19 protein-coding genes are annotated in these 18,144 nt (G+C 72.3%); 12 read left to right on the top strand and 7 right to left on the bottom strand.

The features are described from left to right. Positions 1-639, bottom strand: a complete 639-nt coding sequence (locus AB0K03_RS09080) for a TetR family transcriptional regulator (protein ID WP_364682339.1) — start codon at positions 637-639, stop codon at positions 1-3. Positions 640-706: 67 nt separating this feature from the next. Here AB0K03_RS09080 and AB0K03_RS09075 point away from each other — a divergent pair, with 67 nt between their 5' ends. Beyond that, entirely contained in the window at positions 707-1,048 is a 342-nt protein-coding gene (locus AB0K03_RS09075; protein ID WP_364682337.1) for a cytoplasmic protein, read from the top strand. A 3-nt stretch (positions 1,049-1,051) separates the two neighbouring features. Here AB0K03_RS09075 and AB0K03_RS09070 read toward each other — a convergent pair whose 3' ends face one another. Then, on the bottom strand, positions 1,052-2,074 hold the full coding sequence (locus AB0K03_RS09070; RefSeq protein WP_364682335.1) for an aldo/keto reductase: 1,023 nt from the start codon (positions 2,072-2,074) through the stop codon (positions 1,052-1,054). A gap of 84 nt (positions 2,075-2,158) precedes the next feature. Between AB0K03_RS09070 and AB0K03_RS09065 the strand changes: the two genes are divergently transcribed. Next, positions 2,159-2,980: a poly-gamma-glutamate hydrolase family protein gene (locus tag AB0K03_RS09065; RefSeq protein WP_364682334.1), complete on the top strand. Its 822-nt coding sequence runs from the start codon at positions 2,159-2,161 to the stop codon at positions 2,978-2,980. Here the strand turns inward: AB0K03_RS09065 and AB0K03_RS09060 are convergent. From AB0K03_RS09060 to AB0K03_RS09045, 4 genes are all read right to left on the bottom strand, one after another. Next, complete coding sequence (locus tag AB0K03_RS09060; protein WP_364682332.1) at positions 2,977-3,297, bottom strand: hypothetical protein; 321 nt, start codon at positions 3,295-3,297, stop codon at positions 2,977-2,979. The two genes, AB0K03_RS09065 and AB0K03_RS09060, sit on opposite strands and share 4 nt — an antisense overlap. 865 nt (positions 3,298-4,162) lie before the next feature. Next, positions 4,163-5,968 (bottom strand): anthranilate synthase family protein, encoded by a 1,806-nt coding sequence (locus tag AB0K03_RS09055; RefSeq protein ID WP_364682330.1) that lies wholly within the window; start codon positions 5,966-5,968, stop codon positions 4,163-4,165. Between the two features lie 163 nt (positions 5,969-6,131). Then, positions 6,132-6,752: a hypothetical protein gene (locus AB0K03_RS09050; RefSeq protein WP_364682328.1), complete on the bottom strand. Its 621-nt coding sequence runs from the start codon at positions 6,750-6,752 to the stop codon at positions 6,132-6,134. Between the two features lie 61 nt (positions 6,753-6,813). Continuing rightward, the gene (locus AB0K03_RS09045; RefSeq protein WP_364682326.1) at positions 6,814-7,053 is read right to left on the bottom strand and encodes a hypothetical protein; all 240 of its coding nucleotides are present in this window, start codon (positions 7,051-7,053) and stop codon (positions 6,814-6,816) included. A 164-nt stretch (positions 7,054-7,217) separates the two neighbouring features. Here AB0K03_RS09045 and AB0K03_RS09040 point away from each other — a divergent pair, with 164 nt between their 5' ends. Genes AB0K03_RS09040 through AB0K03_RS09025 form a run of 4 tightly spaced genes read left to right on the top strand, consistent with a single transcriptional unit; the run spans position 7,218 to position 12,397 of the window. After that, positions 7,218-7,592 (top strand): response regulator, encoded by a 375-nt coding sequence (locus AB0K03_RS09040; protein ID WP_364682456.1) that lies wholly within the window; start codon positions 7,218-7,220, stop codon positions 7,590-7,592. A 16-nt stretch (positions 7,593-7,608) separates the two neighbouring features. After that, a complete protein-coding gene (locus AB0K03_RS09035) occupies positions 7,609-9,600 on the top strand; it encodes an ATP-binding protein (RefSeq protein WP_364682324.1) in 1,992 nt (663 codons plus the stop codon). Between the two features lie 47 nt (positions 9,601-9,647). Then, a complete protein-coding gene (locus tag AB0K03_RS09030) occupies positions 9,648-10,688 on the top strand; it encodes a LacI family DNA-binding transcriptional regulator (RefSeq protein ID WP_364682322.1) in 1,041 nt (346 codons plus the stop codon). A 32-nt stretch (positions 10,689-10,720) separates the two neighbouring features. Beyond that, positions 10,721-12,397: a glycoside hydrolase family 13 protein gene (locus tag AB0K03_RS09025; protein ID WP_364682320.1), complete on the top strand. Its 1,677-nt coding sequence runs from the start codon at positions 10,721-10,723 to the stop codon at positions 12,395-12,397. A gap of 14 nt (positions 12,398-12,411) precedes the next feature. Here AB0K03_RS09025 and AB0K03_RS09020 read toward each other — a convergent pair whose 3' ends face one another. Further along, positions 12,412-14,178: a M4 family metallopeptidase gene (locus AB0K03_RS09020; RefSeq protein WP_364682318.1), complete on the bottom strand. Its 1,767-nt coding sequence runs from the start codon at positions 14,176-14,178 to the stop codon at positions 12,412-12,414. Between the two features lie 146 nt (positions 14,179-14,324). Here AB0K03_RS09020 and AB0K03_RS09015 point away from each other — a divergent pair, with 146 nt between their 5' ends. The 6 genes from AB0K03_RS09015 to AB0K03_RS08990 all read left to right on the top strand — a co-directional run bounded on the left by AB0K03_RS09015 (position 14,325) and on the right by AB0K03_RS08990 (position 17,988). Next, positions 14,325-14,603: an SCO0607 family lipoprotein gene (locus AB0K03_RS09015; protein ID WP_364682316.1), complete on the top strand. Its 279-nt coding sequence runs from the start codon at positions 14,325-14,327 to the stop codon at positions 14,601-14,603. 23 nt (positions 14,604-14,626) lie between these two features. Continuing rightward, on the top strand, positions 14,627-15,046 hold the full coding sequence (locus tag AB0K03_RS09010; RefSeq protein ID WP_364682314.1) for a hypothetical protein: 420 nt from the start codon (positions 14,627-14,629) through the stop codon (positions 15,044-15,046). A 101-nt stretch (positions 15,047-15,147) separates the two neighbouring features. Further along, a complete protein-coding gene (locus AB0K03_RS09005; RefSeq protein WP_364682312.1) occupies positions 15,148-15,585 on the top strand; it encodes a DUF7674 family protein in 438 nt (145 codons plus the stop codon). 146 nt (positions 15,586-15,731) lie between these two features. Continuing rightward, complete coding sequence (locus AB0K03_RS09000; protein ID WP_364682311.1) at positions 15,732-16,121, top strand: hypothetical protein; 390 nt, start codon at positions 15,732-15,734, stop codon at positions 16,119-16,121. A gap of 120 nt (positions 16,122-16,241) precedes the next feature. Further along, positions 16,242-17,546: a hypothetical protein gene (locus tag AB0K03_RS08995; RefSeq protein WP_364682309.1), complete on the top strand. Its 1,305-nt coding sequence runs from the start codon at positions 16,242-16,244 to the stop codon at positions 17,544-17,546. 145 nt (positions 17,547-17,691) lie between these two features. Continuing rightward, on the top strand, positions 17,692-17,988 hold the full coding sequence (locus tag AB0K03_RS08990) for a hypothetical protein (protein ID WP_364682307.1): 297 nt from the start codon (positions 17,692-17,694) through the stop codon (positions 17,986-17,988). Positions 17,989-18,144 lie beyond the last annotated feature (156 nt).

The following is an 18,144-nucleotide window of genomic DNA, read 5'->3' as shown; positions in this document are numbered from 1 at the left end:
CTATGCCGATCTCCGCCCCCGCCGCCGGTCGCTCGCCACGCCCGCCTCGGCCGCGCCGGTCAGCGCGGCGTCCAGCAGCGCCCGGGCGGTGGCGCGTACGGTGGCGGCGGCTTCTTCCCGGGTGTAGCCGGCGATGTCGACGAGCCAGATCAGCGTCTCGATGCCGGTCGCGGAGCGGATCGCGGTCGCGAGCCGCTCGACGTCGAGGTCCGGACGGGTCTCCCGCAGTGGCGTCAGGGCTTGCGCGATCCAGCCGATCGCCCGGCCCCGGCGGAGCACCGGCCGGTCGGCGCCCGGTTCCAGGGAGAGCCGCAGAGCGGTACGCAGCTGGGGCTCCCAGGTGAAGTTGTAGTCCGTGAACGCGGTCATGAGCGCGTCGAGGCGGCCCCGGAGATCGGTGGGCGCGTCGGCCGGCAGCAGCGTCTCGGGCGCGATGGTGGGCTGCGCGGCCAGGAGCAGGCTGCGTTGGCTGGGGAAATACCGGTACGCCGTGGTCCGGGAGATGCCGGCGTGCTCCGCGGCGTCCTCGACCTTCGGGCTGAGGCCGGCGAGCAGGAGCTCGCGGGCGGCGGCGAGCAGCGCCTGACGGGTTCGCGACTTCTGCGCGGTCCGGCCGCTCGACTCGTAGGGCACGCTCACCCTTTCATGGTACCGTCGTTTCATTATGGGACTTCAGTCCCATGAAGCCCGTCAGGGGGTGTCCGCCATGAGCCACGACGACCCGACCGTGACAGACCCGGACCTCTACTCGGTCCTCTTCGAGAACGAGCGCGTGCGCGTTCTGCAGTACCGCGACGAGCCCGGCGACCGGACGCACATGCACCGGCACCCGGACAGCGTGATGGTGACGCTCACCGATTTCCGGCGGCGGGTCACCGCCGGCGATCAGAGCGTGGACGTCGAGCTGCGCGCGGGGGAGGCCCGGTGGCTGGGCGCGCAGCAGCACGTCGGGGAGAACATCGGCGACAGCCGTACGCACTCCGTCTTCATCGAGCTGAAGGAGCCGGGGCCGTCGTCCGGACCGGCACTCGGCCCCAGCGCGGCGTGACCGTCAGCCGAGGGTGCGGCTGCGCTGATCCACCCCCAGCGGGCCGTACGGGTAGTCGCTCGCCTGCAGGTCGCTCGCCTCGTCGAGGGCCGCGGTCTCCGCCTCGTCGAGGTGCAGGTCCGCGGCCCGCAGGTTGGTCTCGAGCTGCTCGACCGTACGGGCGCCGAGGATCGTCGACGTGACGGCGGGCCGGTCGGTGACCCAGGCCAGCGCCACCTCGGCCATCGACACCCCGCGCGCCTCGGCGATGCGCTGGACCGCGTCGATCACGTCCCACGTACGTTGCGTGCCGCGCCGCTCCCACGCCTCCATGCCCCGGCCCGGGTCCTCGCCCAGCCGGGTCGCGCCGGACGGGCGCTGGTCGCGCTTGTACTTGCCGGACAGCCAGCCACCGCCCAGCGGGCTCCACGGCAGCAGCCCCATCCCGGCGTCCCGCGCGGCGGGCACGATCTCCCACTCGATCTCCCGGACCAGCAGGCTGTACTGCGGCTGCAGGGTGACCGGCGCGGCGACCCGCAGCTCGCGTGCCACGTGGACGGCCTTCGTGAGCTGCCATCCGGTGAAGTTGGAGAAGCCGTAGTAGCGGATCTTCCCGGCCTTGACGAACCCGTCGAGGGTCAGCAGCGTCTCCTCGATCGGCGTCACCGGATCCCAGGAGTGCGCCTGGTACAGGTCCACGCTGTCCAGTCCGAGCCGGCCCAGCGAGTCGTCGAGGGCGCGGGTCAGGTGCCGCGCCGACAGCCCCAGCCCATTCGGGTCGCCGGCCATCGGGAAGCGGCCCTTCGTGGCGAGCACGACCCGGTCGGTGACCTCGGACCCGCGCGCGGCGAACCACCGCCCGATGATGCGCTCGGACTCGCCCTTCGCGTACACGTCGGCGGTGTCGACGAAGGTGCCGCCCGCCTCGACGAAGCGGTCCAGCTGCGCATGCGACACCTGTTCGTCGGACTCGGCGCCGAACGTCATGGTGCCCAAGCAGAGATTCGAGACGGCGCAGCCGCTGCGCCCCAGGGTCCGGTATTCCATCTCCGCAACGTACGCCGGGTCGGTGCCGTCCGCTGGGCGACGAAGGGACAACGGGATCGGGGCGCATGGACCAGGATGACTGCCATGGGTGCTATCTCACGGCGGCAGGCATTGGTGGCTCTGGGCGGATCGGCGGCGGTGCTCGGTCTGCTGGAGACGCGGCCGCGCCCGGCCGCGGCGGCGGATACGTACGGATCGAACACTGAGCTCTACGCGGCGGAGACGGAAGGTGTCGACTACGGCCGGCGCTACCGGCGCCATGCCGCGTTCGACGACAGCCAGGCAGCCGCGGTCGCGCTGCCCGAGACGGTGATCATGGCGCTGCACGGCGGCGGCATCGAGCCGGGCACGTCCGAGTTGTGCCTGGCCGTCGCCGGCTACCACCCGGCGACGATGGCCGGCACGGCGTCGCTGCACGACTACTGGATGTTCGAGGGCCTGCGCGCCCAGGGCAACGCCGAGCTGCACGTCACCTCCGTCCACTGCGACGACCCGGTGGCCGAGCTGCTCGTGGCGGGCGCGCGGCGGGCGGTCTCCCTGCACGGGTGCACGCCGGCGCAGGCCGGCCTGCCCTCCGGCGACGCCCCGGGCGTGGTGGTCGGCGGCCGCGACACCGCGCTCAAGGCCCGGCTGACGGCCACCATCGCCGCTGCCGGGCTGACGGTGACCGCCGGCGGCCGCGAGGTGCCGGTCGCGGTCGTCGACGGCGCCACCCGGCCCGCGCTCGACGGCGACGACCCCGCCAACATCGTGAACCGCACCTACAGCAACGGCGGCGCCCAGCTGGAGCTGACCACGCCGCTGCGCGCGGCGATGTTCGGCACCAACACCGCGGCTCAGCGCAAGAACACCACCACGCCGCTGTTCTGGAGCTTCGTGACGGCGGTGCGGCAGGCGCTCGCCTAGGGCCCGGAGGCGCCGGCCAGGGCGGCTTCGAGCAGGCGGTGCAGTTTCCCGGCCCGGGACGGGTGGCCGTGCGCGACCCAGGCGACCCGGCCCCTCAGGTACGCGGCGAAGTCCCGGTGCCCCTCGCGGTCGGCGGCGGCCAACCCGTTGCGGGCGGCGTCGTGCAGGACGGCGCGCAGGTGGTCGTACTCGGCGCGGGGCACCGCCGGGTGGTCGTTGACGACCAGACCGGTGAGCAGCTGCCGGTCGGCGCGGCCCCGGACCCGGGTCTTGCCCGGATGCACGCGGAAGCCCTCCGCGGTGACCACAGTGGTCACCGCCGCCACGAGGCGGCCGGCCGTGCCACCGGACAGCGGGCCCGAGAACGCCAGGTCGTCGGCGTAGCGGGAGTACGCGGCGCCGAAGCGTTCGGCGAGGCCGGTCAGCCTGCGGTCCAGCCGGTACGCGAGCAGGTTGGCCAGCGCCGGCGAGGTGGGTGCGCGGCGGGGCTTCGATGAGGCGGCGGGGCAGCCAGGTGTAGCGGTAGTGGCGCAGGCTTTCGTCGCGCGCGTGGCGGTTGAACTCCTTGCGGTCGGCGTACCAGTCGAGCTCGTCGCCGTCGAGCCCGAGGAAGTCCGCCAGCGCGGTGAGGTCGTCGAGGCGCGGCGTGTCCCAGCGCATCCGTACGACGCGGACGGCGGTCGCGAGGCGGACCCGGATCCGGTGCCGGTGGACGAGCGGCCATCCGCCGGTGCCGGGCAGGGCCGCGAGGAAGGCGGCGAGCTCGCGGGGCCGGTCGGCCGGGGGATTCCGGTACGCCCGCAGCACGGCGGCCACCGCGGGCGGCAGCCACGGCGGCCGGGCACCGAGGACCCGGCGTCCCGTGCGCATCAGGTGGGTACGGCGCCAGCGGCAGGTCAGGAAGGCGTCGGCCAGCGCGGCGCTGACGCGTACCGGTGGAACAGCGTGCCCCGACGATGCCCGGTCGTGCCTGCGCTGTCTCGCGCGGAGCGCGGCGGCGCGCCGGCGATGCGCTGCGTGGCTCATGGTGCTCGCCCACGGGGGTGCCCCGGAGAGACCGTCGGCGATCCGGCGGCCTGCTCGGGACACGCTGCCACCGGCGCAGAGTCTACGAGACGGGGGAAAGGGCCGGTGGTCCAAGCGGAGGCTCTCGATCCGCTTGAACCACCGACGTCCCTTTCGCTACCCCCTCATCGCCGGGCTAATCACCGGATCGAGAAGAGGCGGGAGAAGTTCCGCGAGCACGGTGACGCCGTCCGCGCTGAGCACCGATTCGGGGTGGAACTGCACCCCGGCGAAGCCCGGCCCGCGTACGGCGTGGACGGTCCCGTCCGCGTCGGCGGCGATCTGCACACCGTCGATCGGGGCGGCCAGGGCGGTGAAGCTGGAGTAGAAACCCACCCGCCGGGTCGTGCCGAACAGGTCGATGTCCCGCGCGACCCCCTGGTACGGCGCGTCCCGCCGGTGCAGGCGCAGCCCGAGCGCCGCGCAGAGGATCTGATGCCCGAGGCACACGCCCAGCACCGGCCTGCGCGCGGCGAGACGGTCGGCGACCAGCCCGCGCAGCAGCACCATCTTCGGGTCGGCGGACGCCGGGTCGCCCGGGCCGGGCCCCGCGATCACGAGGTCCGCCTCCGGCACGGCGGACATCGTCCAGGACACCACGCTCACCCGCAGGCCGAGGGCGCGCAGCTGGTGCGCCAGCATGGCGGTGAAGGTGTCCTCGGCGTCCACGATCACCGCGGTGCGCCCGTCGAGCGCCGGCACGGTCAGGGCGCCGGGGCGGCGCTGGTCGAGCCAGAAGCGGGCGAGGCCGTCGTTGCGGGCGGCGAGGGCGGCCTCGATGTGCGGGCCCGTGTGCTGCGGGCGTACCGGTGCGGGCCGGGCCGGGGACGCGCCCAGCGCGGCCAGCACGCCCGCCGCCTTGGTGTGGGTCTCGGCGACCTCGCCCTCGGCGGTCGAGTGCCGCACCAGGGTCGCGCCGACCGGCACCCGCAGCGCGCCGGCGGCGGAGATCTCCGCGGTCCGGATGAGGATCGGCGCGTCGAGCGTCTGCCGTCCGGCGTCGTCGTGGCCGAGCAGGGCCAGCACGCCGGCGTAGTAGCCGCGGCCGCGGCGCTCGTGGCGGGCGATGACCCGGCAGGCGTTCTCGATCGGGCTGCCGGTGACCGTGGGCGCGAACATCGTCTCGCGCAGCACGTCGCGCACGTCCAGGGAGCCGCGCCCGGCGAGCAGGTACTCGGTGTGGGTCAGGTGGGCCATCTGCTTGAGGTACGGGCCGACGACCTGCCCGCCGTGCTCGGCCACCGCGGCCATCATCTTGAGCTCCTCGTCCAGCACCATGTAGAGCTCTTCGGTCTCCTTGCGGTCGGCGAGGAACTCGGCGAGGTCGCGGTCGCCGTCGTGGCGGAACGTGCCGCTGATCGGGTTCATCATGGTGAGCCCGTCGTCGACGCTGACGTGCCGTTCCGGGGTGGCGCCGACGAGCGTACGGGTGCCGGTGTGCACCAGGAACGTCCAGTACGCGCCGCGCTCGCCGGTGAGCAGATTGCGGAACGCCGCACGCGCCGCCTCGACCGGATCGCCCTCGACGGTGGCCTCGAAGACGCGGTGGATGACGAAGTTGGCGCCCTCACCGTGGCCGATCTCGTCGCGCAGCACGTCGCCGACCACCTCCCCGTACGCCTCGTCGGAGATGTCGAAACCGGCGTCGCGCAGCCGCAGCGGCGTCGTGGGCAAGGAGGCGATCATCTCGGCGAGCGGCACGGTCTCGCAGGAGGCGATCCGCAGGCATTCCAGCGGGGCGGCGTCGTCCACGCAGGCGAAGCCGCGCTCGGCGACCTGCCGGTACGGGACCAGCGCGAGGGTCCGCGGGCCGGCGCCGGCTGGGAGCGGGATGTCGGCGAGCGTCGCGGCGGTGACGACATCGCCGTGCAGGATCTCGACGTGGTCGGCGCCGTCGCGGTGGAGCAGGGCGAACGGTGTCATGCGGGTCCCCGATTCGGGCTGGGACCGCCTGCCGAGGAACCGGGCCACACGAAGAAGGCCGCCTCGTCGGAGGCGGCCGCGGTGGGTGGGTTACGCGCGGAAGGTTGTGGCCGCCGGGTCGGCGCGCCACCACATGCTCAATCGCGCGTGCATGGCAGGCAGCTTACGGCCCGTCGCGGTAGCAGCGCCACCCTCCCGGGCCCGCGCCGCCGGGCAGATCCGCCCACGCGGCGGCGCCGTAGCGCCGGCGGCACATGGCGTCCATGTCGATCGGCACGGGCTCACGCGCCAGCCGCCCGCAGACCCAGCCGCCGGCGGTGGAGACCGCGAGGGTGTGCCTGCCGACGGTCGCGCGGCAGTAGTCGGTGAGCAGCTGGGGCAACTGCGCGGGGTCCGCCGGGCCGAGGAGGACGGGAGCCGCGCTCGGCGTCGGCTCCGCCGAGGGGGACGAGGACTTGCGGACCTGGGCGACGGCACGCAGCGGCCGCCGGGTCGCCGTCGGCGACGGATCCGGTACGGCGGTGGGTTCGAGCCGCGGGAGAGAGATCGCCGGCAACGGTACGGCGGCCTGCGGCGTACCGGGGGCGTCGTGCAGCAGCGGGGGGACCGTGGCGGCCAGTGCCAGCAGCGCCGCGGCGACGACGGCCCAGGGCCAGCGCCGGCCTCTCGACGCGGTGAACAGGTGACGCGGTGTAGTGGTGCCGATGCTGAGCCGGATCGTTCCGGGCGCCCTGTGCCGACCGGTGACCTGCTCGACCACGACGGCCGCACCTCCCTGGGGCATGGGTTACCGGTCGGAAACCTCACCCACGGTAATCGCCTGGCGGGGGTGCGACGTCAGACGTTCAGGCGGCCTCGTACGCCGTCCGTACCGCCCGGCGGGCCCAGCGCATCCGGCCGAGCGCGCAGTCGGGGTGCTCGCCGAACTCCTGCGCCACCAGCGCCGCGCATCCGCCGGCACCGAGGCGCTCGACGGTCTCGTTCACCACGGCGCGGATGAGCTCCGGAGTCGGCTGGTCCGAGCGCTGCAACTCCGAGACGAACAAGGCCTCGATGCGAATGTCGTCCGGTTCCACGGCGGTCATGGAGTCCTCCTGTCGTGCCGGTCGGGCGTCTGTGACCAGCACACCGGGCCGGGGCTGCAGGCAAAGCTGCGCGGCAGTTGCCGTGCGGTTGCGCCGAGCCGCCGCCGCAGAGGGGATCAACCGGATATTGTTCGTAGAAGTTGCAAATCATGGGGGGAACAGCCGTGACGGTGGTCCTGGTCGCCGACGACGACGCCGACATCCGTGACCTGGTCGCGTTCAAGCTCGAACAGGCCGGGCTCGAGGTGGTCGCGGTGGAGGACGGGCAGGCCGCCCTCGAGCAGGCCCGCGCGCACCGGCCCGTGCTCGCCGTGCTGGACGTCTCCATGCCCGGCCTGTCGGGCATCGACGTGTGCCGGATGCTGCGGGCCGACCCGGCCACCGCCGGGATGCTGATCATCATGCTCACTGCCCGGGTGCAGGAGCAGGACGTCGAGGGCGGCTTCAGCGCGGGCGCCGACGACTACGTGACCAAGCCGTTCAGCCCGCGCGAGCTGGTGTCGCGGATCCAGGCGCTGCTCAGCCGGGCGCGGGCCTGACAACGGGCCGACGCCGATGCGCCGCGACCGGTCCGTCGGCCGCCTGCTCACCCGGGCCTTCGCCGCGCTGGTGGCGTTGATCGTGCTCTCCGGCGCCGCCGAGACGACCGCCCTGATCATGCAGCATCGCGTGGTGGACGAGCTGTCGAGGCACGTGCAGCCGCTCGAGCTGGCCAACGCCGAGATGCACAGCGTGCTGGCCGACGCGCAGCGCAGCCTGCGGGGATATCTGCTCACCGGTGACGGGCAGCTGCTGGACACGTACCACGTCGCGCGCAGCGCCTTCGGGGTCACCGGCCGGAAGCTGCGCGAGCTCGCGGAGCAGCGGGAGGCCGACGCGGTCCACCGCCAGCTGGAACGCGCCGACGCGTGGTGGGCGCTGGCCGAGCGGCAACGTGACGCCCCGCCGCGCAGCGAGGCCGCGGCCGGGTACGTGACCGAGGGCAAGCAGCTGTTCCAGGAGTTCGTGGCGCAGAACCGGGCGTTCGACACGGACCTGGCCGGCCGGGTGGCCGACCTGCAGGAGCGCAGCTCCCGGCTGAGCGTCGTGACGACCGCGGTGGTGGTGGCGCTGACCCTGCTGGCGGCGATCACCGCGGCCCTCGCGGCAGTCCTCGTCGCCGGGCGCATCACCCGGCCGCTGGCGCGCGTCGTCTCGGTCATCGACCGGCGCCGCTCCGGCGAGCTCGACCTGCGCGCCGACGCGAGCGCGGGCCCCACCGAGATCCGAGCCGTCGCGCAGGCCGTCAACGAGATGGCCGAGCGGGGCGACCTGATCCGCAGCGCCGAGCAGGACGTGGCCCGGCTGCGCGGGGAGGTCCGCCGGCTCGGCTACCGGATCCGTGCGCACCTCAAGGTCGAGGACGCGATCCGCGAGGCCGTGCAGGGGCTGGCGCAGATCATCGGGGCCGATCACGTGCTGGTACGGATGGCGCCCGGGCAGACCGACGTGCCGCCGCTGGTCAGCCTGCACGACGAGCACGTCGGCGGGGTCCTGAAGGAGCTCGCCGACTGCGACGCCGGCTGGCTGAACCTCGGCGACGTGTGGGCCACCGACGACCCGTCACCGGGCCGGGACGTCCATCCGCCGGAGGCCGAGCAGCGGGCCTGGGCCGCGGTCGGCGACGGCCCGGTGCTCACCGTCGCGGTCAACGGCGGCGACGAACGCCTCGGTGCGCTCACGCTGATCCGCGACGCCGGGCCGGGCTGGACGCCGGTCGACATCCGGCTGGTCGAGAGCATCGCCGCGGACCTGGGCCGCGGGGTGCACCACGCCCGGCTGTTCGAACGCGAGCGGCACCTCGTGGCCCGGCTGCAGGAGCTCGACACCGCCAAGAACGACTTCATGTCGACCGTGTCGCACGAGCTGCGCACGCCACTGACCAGCATCGCCGGCTATGTCGAGCTGCTGCTGGACGCCGAGGCCGGCGAGCTCGGCCCGCCGCAGCGGCGGATGCTCGAGGTCATCGGGCGCAACACCCGCCGGCTGCGCGAGCTCATCGAGGACATGCTGATCCTCTCCAAGATCGAGTCGGGCGCGTTCCGGACCACGCGCGGCCCGGTCGACCTCGTCGCCGTCGCGGAGCAGGCGCTCGCCGCGGTCGCCCCGGCGGCGGCGAAGTCCCAGGTCGAGCTGCGTACCGAGGTGGACCGGCCGCTGGAGCTGTCCGCGGACGCCGAACAGCTCGACCGGGTCCTGATGAACCTGCTCTCCAACGCCGTGAAGTTCACCCCGGCCGGGGGAGCCGTCACGCTGACGGCCCGCCGGGAGGGCGACGAGGTCCGGCTCGCCGTGGCCGACACCGGGATCGGCATCCCGCCCGGCGAGCAGCACTCGCTGTTCGCCCGTTTCTTCCGTGCCAGCAACGCGATCCACCAGGCCATCCCCGGCACCGGCCTGGGCCTCGCGATCGTCCGGACCATCGTGGAGAACCACGGCGGGCGCATCGAGGTGGCGTCCACCGTGGGCGAGGGAACCACCGTCACGGTCCGGCTGCCCGCGGAGTAGCTGGGATATCGTAGGCGCCCACCCACGACTGCGAGGTTTGTGAGCCCATGCCGTCGAGACGGGCCGGCGGCAAGCCGACGTCCAGCGATGTCGCCGCCGCGGCCGGGGTCTCCCGCTCCGCGGTGTCGTTCGCGTTCAACAATCCGCACCGCATCTCCGCCGCGACCCGCGAGCGCATCCTCGCGGTGGCCGAGGAGATCGGCTACACCCCGAACACCCTCGCGCGCATGCTGCAGGCGGGCACGACGAACTCGCTCGGCGTGCTGCTGCCGCAACGGCTGGCGCGGATCCTCGAGAACCCGTACTACTCGCGATTCCTCATGGGTGTCGGGCAGATCTGCGACCAGGAGGGCTACACGCTGCTGCTGAGCCCGCCGCTGCAGGACTCGGTGCTCAAGGCCATCCCGTACGCGGCGGTCGACGGCTTCGTCGTGTGCGGGCTGGAGACCGACCGCGGCGAGGTGGCCGAGCTGGAGCGACGCGGCATCCCGTTCGTGCTCATCGACAGCGACCGGTACGAGGGCGCGCCCAGTGTGGACGTCGACGACCACGCCGGCGCGCGCGACGTCACCCGGCACCTGCTGGAGCTGGGGCACCGGCGGCTGGGCGTGCTCTCCATGGATCCCGGCCCGGACGCCGCCGAGCGCGGGTACCGGGGACCGCTGGCGCGGCGGATGTCCGGCATCGCCGAGGCCCTCGCGGAGGCCGGGCTGAGCATGGCCGACGTGACGCTCGCCGAGGTGCCGGTGACCCGTACGGACGGCTACCGCGCGGCCCGCCGGATGATGGAGGGGACCCGGCCGACGGCGATCCTGGCGCTGTCCGACGTGCTCGCGTACGGCGCGATCGACGCCTGCCAGGAGCTGGGCATCGACGTGCCGGGGCAGGTCTCCGTCACGGGCTTCGACGACCTCGCCGAGTCCGCGTGGTTCCGGCCGCGGCTGACCACCGTACGCCAGCCGATCGTGACCAAGGGCCGGACCGCGGCCGACTTCCTGATCTCCGCCATCCGGGGCGAGGACCAGCACCCGCATCAGGTGCTGGGCACGTCGCTCGTCGTCCGGGATTCCACGGCCACACCCATGTAACACGTGTTAGTAACGTGCTAGCGTGCTCCGCCATGACCGATCAGCTGATCGACCGGCGGGACTCCGCCGTCGCCGCGTCCGTCTCCTGGTGGCGGGACGCGGTCATCTACCAGATCTACCCGCGCAGCTTCGCCGACTCGAACGGCGACGGCATCGGCGACCTGCCCGGCATCCGCGGCCGGCTGCCGTACCTGCGGGACCTCGGCGTCGACGCGGTGTGGCTGTCGCCCTTCTACGCCTCCCCGCAGGCGGACGCCGGCTACGACGTCGCGGACTACCGCACCGTCGACCCGGTGTTCGGCACCCTCGCCGACGCTCAGGGGCTCATCGCCGACGCCCACGACCTCGGGCTGCGGGTCATCGTCGACCTCGTCCCCAACCACTCCTCCGACCGGCACGAGTGGTTCCGGCGCGCCGTCGCCGAGGGCCCCGGCTCGCCGTTCCGGGACCGCTACCACTTCCGTCCCGGCCGCGGCGCCGGCGGCGAGCTGCCGCCCAACGACTGGCCGTCCATCTTCGGCGGGCCGGCCTGGACCCGGACCACGAACCCCGACGGCACGCCGGGCGAGTGGTACCTGCACCTGTTCGCCCCCGAGCAGCCCGACTTCAACTGGGACCACCCCGCGGTCGCCGACGAGTTCCGCACGATCCTGCGGTTCTGGCTCGACCTCGGCGTCGACGGTTTCCGCATCGACGTCGCGCACGGGCTCGTCAAGGCCCAGGGCCTGCCGGACCTCGGCGTCGAGACGCAGTGGCACCTGCTCGACGTCGGCGTCAGCCCCTGCTTCGACCGCGACGGCGTGCACGAGATCTACCGCAGCTGGCGGCGGATCCTCGACGAGTACCCCGGCGAGCGCATCGCCGTCGCCGAGGCGTGGGCGCCGACGCTGGAGCGGGTGGCCGCGTACGTGCGCCCCGACGAGCTGCACCAGGCGTTCAACTTCAGCTACCTCGGCACCGCCTGGGACGTCGAGGACCAGCGCCGGATGATCGACGCCTCGCTGGCGGCCATGCGCGCGGTCGGCGCCCCCGCCACCTGGACGCTGTCGAACCACGACGTGGTCCGGCACACCAACCGCCTGCTGCAGGAGAACGAGGGCGACGTCGCCGGCCGCCGTCCGACCGCCGTCGACCCGGTCTCCGGGCTGCGCCGGGCCCGCGCCGCCTCCCTGCTGCTGCTCGCGCTGCCCGGCTCGGCGTACCTCTACCAGGGCGAGGAGCTGGGCCTGCCCGAGGTCGTCGACCTGCCGCCGGAGGTACGCCAGGACCCGGCGTTCCACCGGGCCACCGGGCAGGACGGCTACCGCGACGGCTGCCGCGTCCCGATCCCGTGGCACGGCGACCGGGCCCCGTACGGCTTCGGCCCCGACGGCGGCCCGAGCTGGCTGCCGCAGCCGGACACCTGGGCCCAGCTCAGCGTGGCGGCGCAGGAGAACACCCCCGGCTCGACCCTGTCGCTGTACCGGGCCGCGCTGGCGATCCGCCGGTCGCACCCGGGCCTCGGCGCGCCGGACAACCTGCGCTGGGTGGACGCGCCCGCCGGCGTGCTGACGTTCGACCGCGACGGCTTCCGGTGCACGGTCAACATGGGCACGGCGCCCGTACGCGTCGACCGAGCCGGCGAGGTGCTGCTCGCGAGCGGCCCGATCGACGCCGACCCGGACACGGTGACCCTGCCGCCGGACACCACCGTCTGGTGGTCCCGTTAGCGGGCCCGCAGCTCTCAGCTGATCCCGACCGCGGCGTAGGCGCTCCGGATCGCGGCCACCTTCGTGTCGCGGTCCGGGCTCCCGCCGAAGTACGTCAGCGCCACGTCCACGATCGCCTGCAACGCCTGCGAGAACGTGGCGAGCGGAACGAGCCGGGCCATGCCCAGGTACGTCAGCACGGCCACGTCCTGCACGGTGAAGACCCGGTGGCCGCCCTCGGTCATCGTCAGCAGGTTGTGCACCGCCTTGTTGTGGATGTTGCTGTTCGCGTGCACCCAGCCGGAGTCGTTGAGCCGCGGGTGCGGCGCCTCGCCCGGGCCCAGCGCGCGGAAGTCGTCCATGTGCGCCGGGTCGCCCAGGCGTTTCGGGTCGGCGAAGTCGCGCAGCGGCTCCCCGTCCGGACCCAGGCCCGCGCCGATCTCCCACGTCCAGGTGCCGACGTCGTCGCGGTCCGGCGCGGTGTACCAGTTGTTGATGATCACGCCCGCGATGTCGGCGAACGACTCGTTGAGCGCGCCGGACTGGGTCGCGTACACCAGGTTGGACGTCGTCTCGATCACGCCGTGGGTGAGCTCGTGACCGATGACGTCGAGGAAGCGCGACAGGCTCACCAGCCGGCCGTCGGCCGCGCGGACCTGGCCGTACCACATGCGGCCCTGCGACCAGAAGGCGTTCTTGAGCACCGGGGGAGCGCCGAACCCGCTCGCCGTCGTGTTGACCATCGACACGAGCACCATGCCCTGCCCGTCGATGCCGTCGCGCTGCAGCACCGCCTTGTAGTAGTCCTGCACCCGCGAGGCGTTGAGGTGCGCGGAGACCGCGGCCCGGTTCGTGGTGCCGTAGTCGCTGCCGGTGGCCACGACCGCACGCTCGGGCACCGGCGGATCCTCGAAGATGTCGGCGAACTGGATGTCGTACGTCCGCACCGACCGCAGCGGGTCGTCCATCTGACAGGCGGCGCCGCCGGGATCCAGCAGTCCGAAGAACGTCTGCTTCATGTCGTTCTCGTCCACGCCCGTGCACTTCGTCGGCTGGGGGAGCGGCGCGGCCATGGCGACGTTGCTGTAGAAGAACAGAATCTCCCCGTCGTGCGCGTCCACCAGGTAGTTGACGCTGGCGCGCACCGGGCGGGGGCCCAGCCCGTGCCCGCGGTCCGGGCCGCGCGGGCTGTCCGCCGGCGCGGGCGGCTCAGCGGGCAGCGCCTTGAAGAACCACACCAGGTGCCAGGCGCCGCTCCGCTCGTCCTTGTAGTACATGAGCTTGCCGCCGACCGCGGCGTCGGCCGGCATCGAGGCGCCCGTGAACGCCGCCACCCGCGCCAGCGCGTCGGCGCGGCTCAGCGACTCCACCGGGTCGACGCCGGTGACCTCGTCCAGCTGGGCGCTGACGCTGACCAGGTCACGGTCGCCGGTCAGCTCGACCACTGCGCCGGCCCCGAAGATCGGTACGGTGCGGTGCGTCTGCGCGAAACGCACCTGCTGCGTACCCAGCGACTTCAGCTCCTCGTCCTTCTTGACCACCAGCCCGGGGACCCGCTCGGGGCGCTCGGGCGCGACCACCGACTGCATCGCCGTCCGCTCGTCGCGGCTCAGCAGCGCGTCCAGGTAGAAGCGAGCGGCGGCCTCGTTGCTGGTGAACGCGGGCCCCAGCGCCGCCAGGTCCAGATCCGCGGCCTCCGGCGGGCCGGACCCGAACGAAGCCGGTGTCCGGGCGCCCGGCCCCCGGCCGGTGTCCGCGTCGTCGGTGGCGTGGTAGTGAAACTCCTCCAGGGCAGCAGCCATGCGAACCCACTCCTCGTGTCGTCCTGCCGGCCAGGGAGAAACACGAAGGGGTCGCCCGGATACCGCCGCGTCGGGCAGCGGACACCAGACCTTTATGAGTACGCGTACGGATGGCCGCCGCCGTGACGGTGACAAGACTCTGCTGCATGCGTACCCGAATGATGGCGATGATGTCCGTGGCCGGCCTGTCCGCGCTGTTCCTGCTCGGCGGCTGCGCCCAGGACGCGATGTGCTCCTCGGGCGAGTACCCGGTCAAAGCGGTCCGCAGCACGACCGGCGGCGCATGCGTGCCGGACGGTCAGGAGCCGCCGGCCGGCTACGTCCGCTACCCCGCGGGCAAGGTCCCCCAGCACGTGGACGACAAGTGGGACAAGTACTGGTCGGAGCACATGCTCGACGAGAAGGGCAACGAGATCGCCCAATGAGAAGGCGGCCCCGATGATCGAAGATGGAAGGCATGGACCACCGGCACCACACCTTCCACAACCCGCCGTCTGCGACGCCGTCCGACGTGCGGGCGGCACTCGACCGCGACGACATCGTGGCCGCTTTGAATGCCATGGTGGGCTGCGCGCTGTACGGCGACGGGGACTGGAAAGAATCGCAGGAGCTCTACCTGACGCTGCTCGACCACAATGACCACCAGGTGCAGGCGCTGTCGGCCACCTGCCTGGGGCATCTGGCACGAGTTTACGGCCGACTCGACGAACGGCGGGTTGTCGCAGCGCTCCGCCGGGCACGCGCCAGGCCACATGTGAGCGGAACTGCCGGAAACGCGCTTGAGGACATCGAGACCTTCCTGCATCCGCGGCGTGCGCGTTGGCGTGGTCGTTTGTGGCGTCTGGTCCGCCCGCGGACTTGGTTCTGACGGGAGCGGTCGCCGGCGGACGCAGAACGGGCAGCGCACTGATTTGCCGATGTACGGATATCCGATCAAGGGGCGAAGGGCTCCTTAATTAGGCTGGCGGCGTGGGGTCTACCGGAGCACACGTCACCGCCGACCAGGTTCCTGCGCTCTTGCTCGCTGCGCTTCCGTCACTGTCGGAGGAGTGGGGCGAGGTTGCTGACGACAACGCCGACCCGGGTTCTCCCGGTGGTCGTCTTGGCTACCTGGACGCGGCATGGGTGGTCGGCCACCTCGCCGACCGCCTCGCAGCCGGCGACACGAGCGAGTTCGATGCCGCCTTCGACTACATCGAGCATCTGATCTCTCATGGCGACCCGTACGTCTCTGAGCTGGGCGTGATCGGCTATCTCGAAGGCATGCAGATGCACACCGTCACCTCGCGTGGCGTTGACCCAGAGGCGTTCCGGCCTTGGCTCCGCCCGCTGTCGGCGAAGTACTGGGAAGCGATCAACAGGTTCTGGGAACTCGGTACCCCCATCCCAAACATTCAGCCTGGCTGAATGTTTGGGATGCGACGTCCGGTCATGCCGCCGAGCGTGCGCGCCGGCCACCGAGAGCAGGCACGCGGCGTGATCGGCGCCGGGCTGGTTTGGGCGCGCCAGCGCCAGCACAACCGCATCCCGTCCGAGCCACGGATCCCGCCGATGTGAGTGCCGCACGTGAAGCACGGATATCTACGCGCTCGAGGAAATCGGAAGATGCGCAGCCGATCCTCGAACGAGCCGAGCCGGCGAACGACATCGACGCGGCGGTGCGTCTGGTCGCGCTTCAGGCTGTCAGATATGAACACCGGCTTGATATCCCGTCGGACGACAGCGAGCGCGCGCTCACGGAAATGCTGGAGCTGGTGTCGGGCTTGCCGGCGGACAACCTTCCGCTGTGGCTGCGCGAATTCCTCGTCACGACGACATGGCGGCTCGAAAGACGCGCCGAGGCCCGCGGCCTGCCGCGTCACAAGGCGCTTCGAGCGATGCGGCGCCGGTTGCTGGCGATGCCGGAAGCGGCGGCAGAGGCGGTGCTCGACGACCTCGACTAAACCGAGCTCGTCCGCGGACGCGCGTCCAAGACCACGCTGGACCACATGCTCGGCGACTACGAGACCTTCTGAGCTGCGCGAATTGGTCTTGGCGGCGTGGGGATGCTTGGATCCACGATCGTGAAAGATATTTCAGCTTCGCGGCGCCGCCGCCGTGCGGTTGCGGTCGTCGCCGGGCTGGCGGCGGCGGTGGTCGCGGTCACTGCGGGTGCCGTGGCGTTCTGGCCGTCCGGCCGGCCGGCGGCGGTGGTGCACCTGCAGCAGGACACGGCTAGCCCGCCGCCGACACCGTTCGCGCAGGTCGTCGCCATTCTGGACCACCAGGCGGCGGCCCTGCTCGCGGGTGACGAGAGGGGCTGGCTCGCCCCGGTCGACCCCAAGCGGCCAGCGCTGCTGAAGCGATACCGGGGGATCTTCCGGAATCTGCGCGGGCTGGACGTGCGCCATGTCGAGTACCACGCCTTCGAGCGGCAGGACGGCAAGCCCGGCGCGGTGACCGCCAATGCGGTGCTGGGCTACTGCCTCGGCGGCGGGGCCTGTCCCGGCTGGCGCAGCGAGTTCGACCAGGGGCCGCCGAAGACGACACAGCTGGTCACGTTCGAGATGATCGGCGGCCGGTACACGATCACCGATCTGGCGGCCGGCATGGGCGCCGGTGGCAACAAGGTGCAGGCGGCGCCGTGGGACGGCGACGAACTGATCATTGCGCGCGGCAAGCGGGTCACTGTCGCTGCGCCGCGCAGCCAGAAGAAGAACGTGCGGACGGTGCTGGCGGCTGCCGAGAAGGCGGCAGTTGTCGCCGACGGCTTTGCCGCGTACGTGAACAATCCGCAGCCGCATTACCGCGTCTACCTCGCCGACGACCGGGCCTGGCACAGCTGGTACGGCGGACGCCGGCCGACGTGGTTCATCGGCTACCAGCTGCGGCTGAACGCGTCCGGCGCCGACGTGGTGCTGCGGGCTGGCAAGGTGCTCAAGAGCCGCCGCCAGCTCGCCTTCACCGTTCAGCACGAACTCGGTCACGTGGTCACGCTGTCCGGCACCACCAAGGAGCGTTCCGAGCACCAATGGCTGTCCGAAGGCATCGCCGAATACATCGGCGCGTACCCGCGGAAGCTCGCCACCACCGGCAACTGGGACGTTGTCGCAGCGGAATTCCGGCGCCGAGATGCCCCGGTGACGATCGCCACGACATCGCTCACCGGCGCCGCCGACGACCGTACCGTCGACCGGCTCTACGCCATGGGGCATTTCGCCGCCACGTGCATGGCCGAGAAGTACGGCCAACGCAAGCTCTTCGCTTTCACCGACGGTGTGCTGCGGCGAGGGGAGAGAATTGACAAGGCCGCGCGCGCCGCGTATGGCCGGTCGTTCGACACGGTCGACAAGGCCTGCGTGACGTGGATCCGGGCCAAGGTGACGTGACGACGTCATCCTGACACGCGCGGCGTTGCTATTCGCGCGGTCGGCTGGCGCATCCGTACGGTCGGGCGAATGCCCCTCGGCACCGCGTACGTGTGGTGGGTCGGATGCCGCGCGGTGCTGCACCGCGGCTGGTGGCTGGTGGCTGGTGACCAGCGTCTACCTGGTGGTCGATGCGCGGTTGCCGGCGTCCGGGCGGGTGCTGATCGGCGTCGCGCAGGCGGCCGTCGTGGTCGTGGCCGAGATCCGGGCCGGGGTCGTAGCCGACATCCTCGGCCGCAAATGGTCGGTGGTGGTCTCCCACCTGCTCATGGGTGTCGCCATGATGGCCGCCGGCCTGGTCACGAGCTTCCTGCCGCTGGTGACGATCCAGATGCTGTGGGGGGCTGGTGTGGACCTTCGCGGGCGGCGCCGACGTGGCCTGGATCAGCGACGAGCTCGGTGACGCGGCCCGCCGTGCCGTTCGTTCTCCTCCGGGCGGAGCAGGTGCAGCTCGCCGGCAACGCGCGCCATGGATGTTCGTGGGTACCGGCACCACTCGCGGATCTTGACCACCCGGTGACGCCGACGGGCACTCCCGAGCCCGTTCACGCTGTGTGCA

The sequence above is a fragment of the Actinoplanes sp. NPDC049316 genome (assembly GCF_040677315.1).
Classification (GTDB): Bacteria; Actinomycetota; Actinomycetes; order Mycobacteriales; family Micromonosporaceae; genus Actinoplanes.
The sequence above is the reverse complement of the archived record's forward strand: the minus strand, read 5'-3'. Positions and strand labels throughout refer to the sequence as shown.

Bases quoted from the DNA above. Each gene is read 5' to 3' on its own strand.
- AB0K03_RS09075 (WP_364682337.1), top strand. From the start codon at position 707: ATGAGCCACGACGACCCGACCGTGACAGACCCGGACCTCTACTCGGTC.
- AB0K03_RS09070 (WP_364682335.1), bottom strand. From the start codon at position 2,074: ATGGAATACCGGACCCTGGGGCGCAGCGGCTGCGCCGTCTCGAATCTC.
- AB0K03_RS09065 (WP_364682334.1), top strand. From the start codon at position 2,159: ATGGGTGCTATCTCACGGCGGCAGGCATTGGTGGCTCTGGGCGGATCG.
- AB0K03_RS09055 (WP_364682330.1), bottom strand. From the start codon at position 5,968: ATGACACCGTTCGCCCTGCTCCACCGCGACGGCGCCGACCACGTCGAG.
- AB0K03_RS09050 (WP_364682328.1), bottom strand. From the start codon at position 6,752: ATGCCCCAGGGAGGTGCGGCCGTCGTGGTCGAGCAGGTCACCGGTCGG.
- AB0K03_RS09045 (WP_364682326.1), bottom strand. From the start codon at position 7,053: ATGACCGCCGTGGAACCGGACGACATTCGCATCGAGGCCTTGTTCGTC.
- AB0K03_RS09035 (WP_364682324.1), top strand. From the start codon at position 7,609: ATGCGCCGCGACCGGTCCGTCGGCCGCCTGCTCACCCGGGCCTTCGCC.
- AB0K03_RS09030 (WP_364682322.1), top strand. From the start codon at position 9,648: ATGCCGTCGAGACGGGCCGGCGGCAAGCCGACGTCCAGCGATGTCGCC.
- AB0K03_RS09025 (WP_364682320.1), top strand. From the start codon at position 10,721: ATGACCGATCAGCTGATCGACCGGCGGGACTCCGCCGTCGCCGCGTCC.
- AB0K03_RS09020 (WP_364682318.1), bottom strand. From the start codon at position 14,178: ATGGCTGCTGCCCTGGAGGAGTTTCACTACCACGCCACCGACGACGCG.
- AB0K03_RS09015 (WP_364682316.1), top strand. From the start codon at position 14,325: ATGCGTACCCGAATGATGGCGATGATGTCCGTGGCCGGCCTGTCCGCG.
- AB0K03_RS09010 (WP_364682314.1), top strand. From the start codon at position 14,627: ATGGAAGGCATGGACCACCGGCACCACACCTTCCACAACCCGCCGTCT.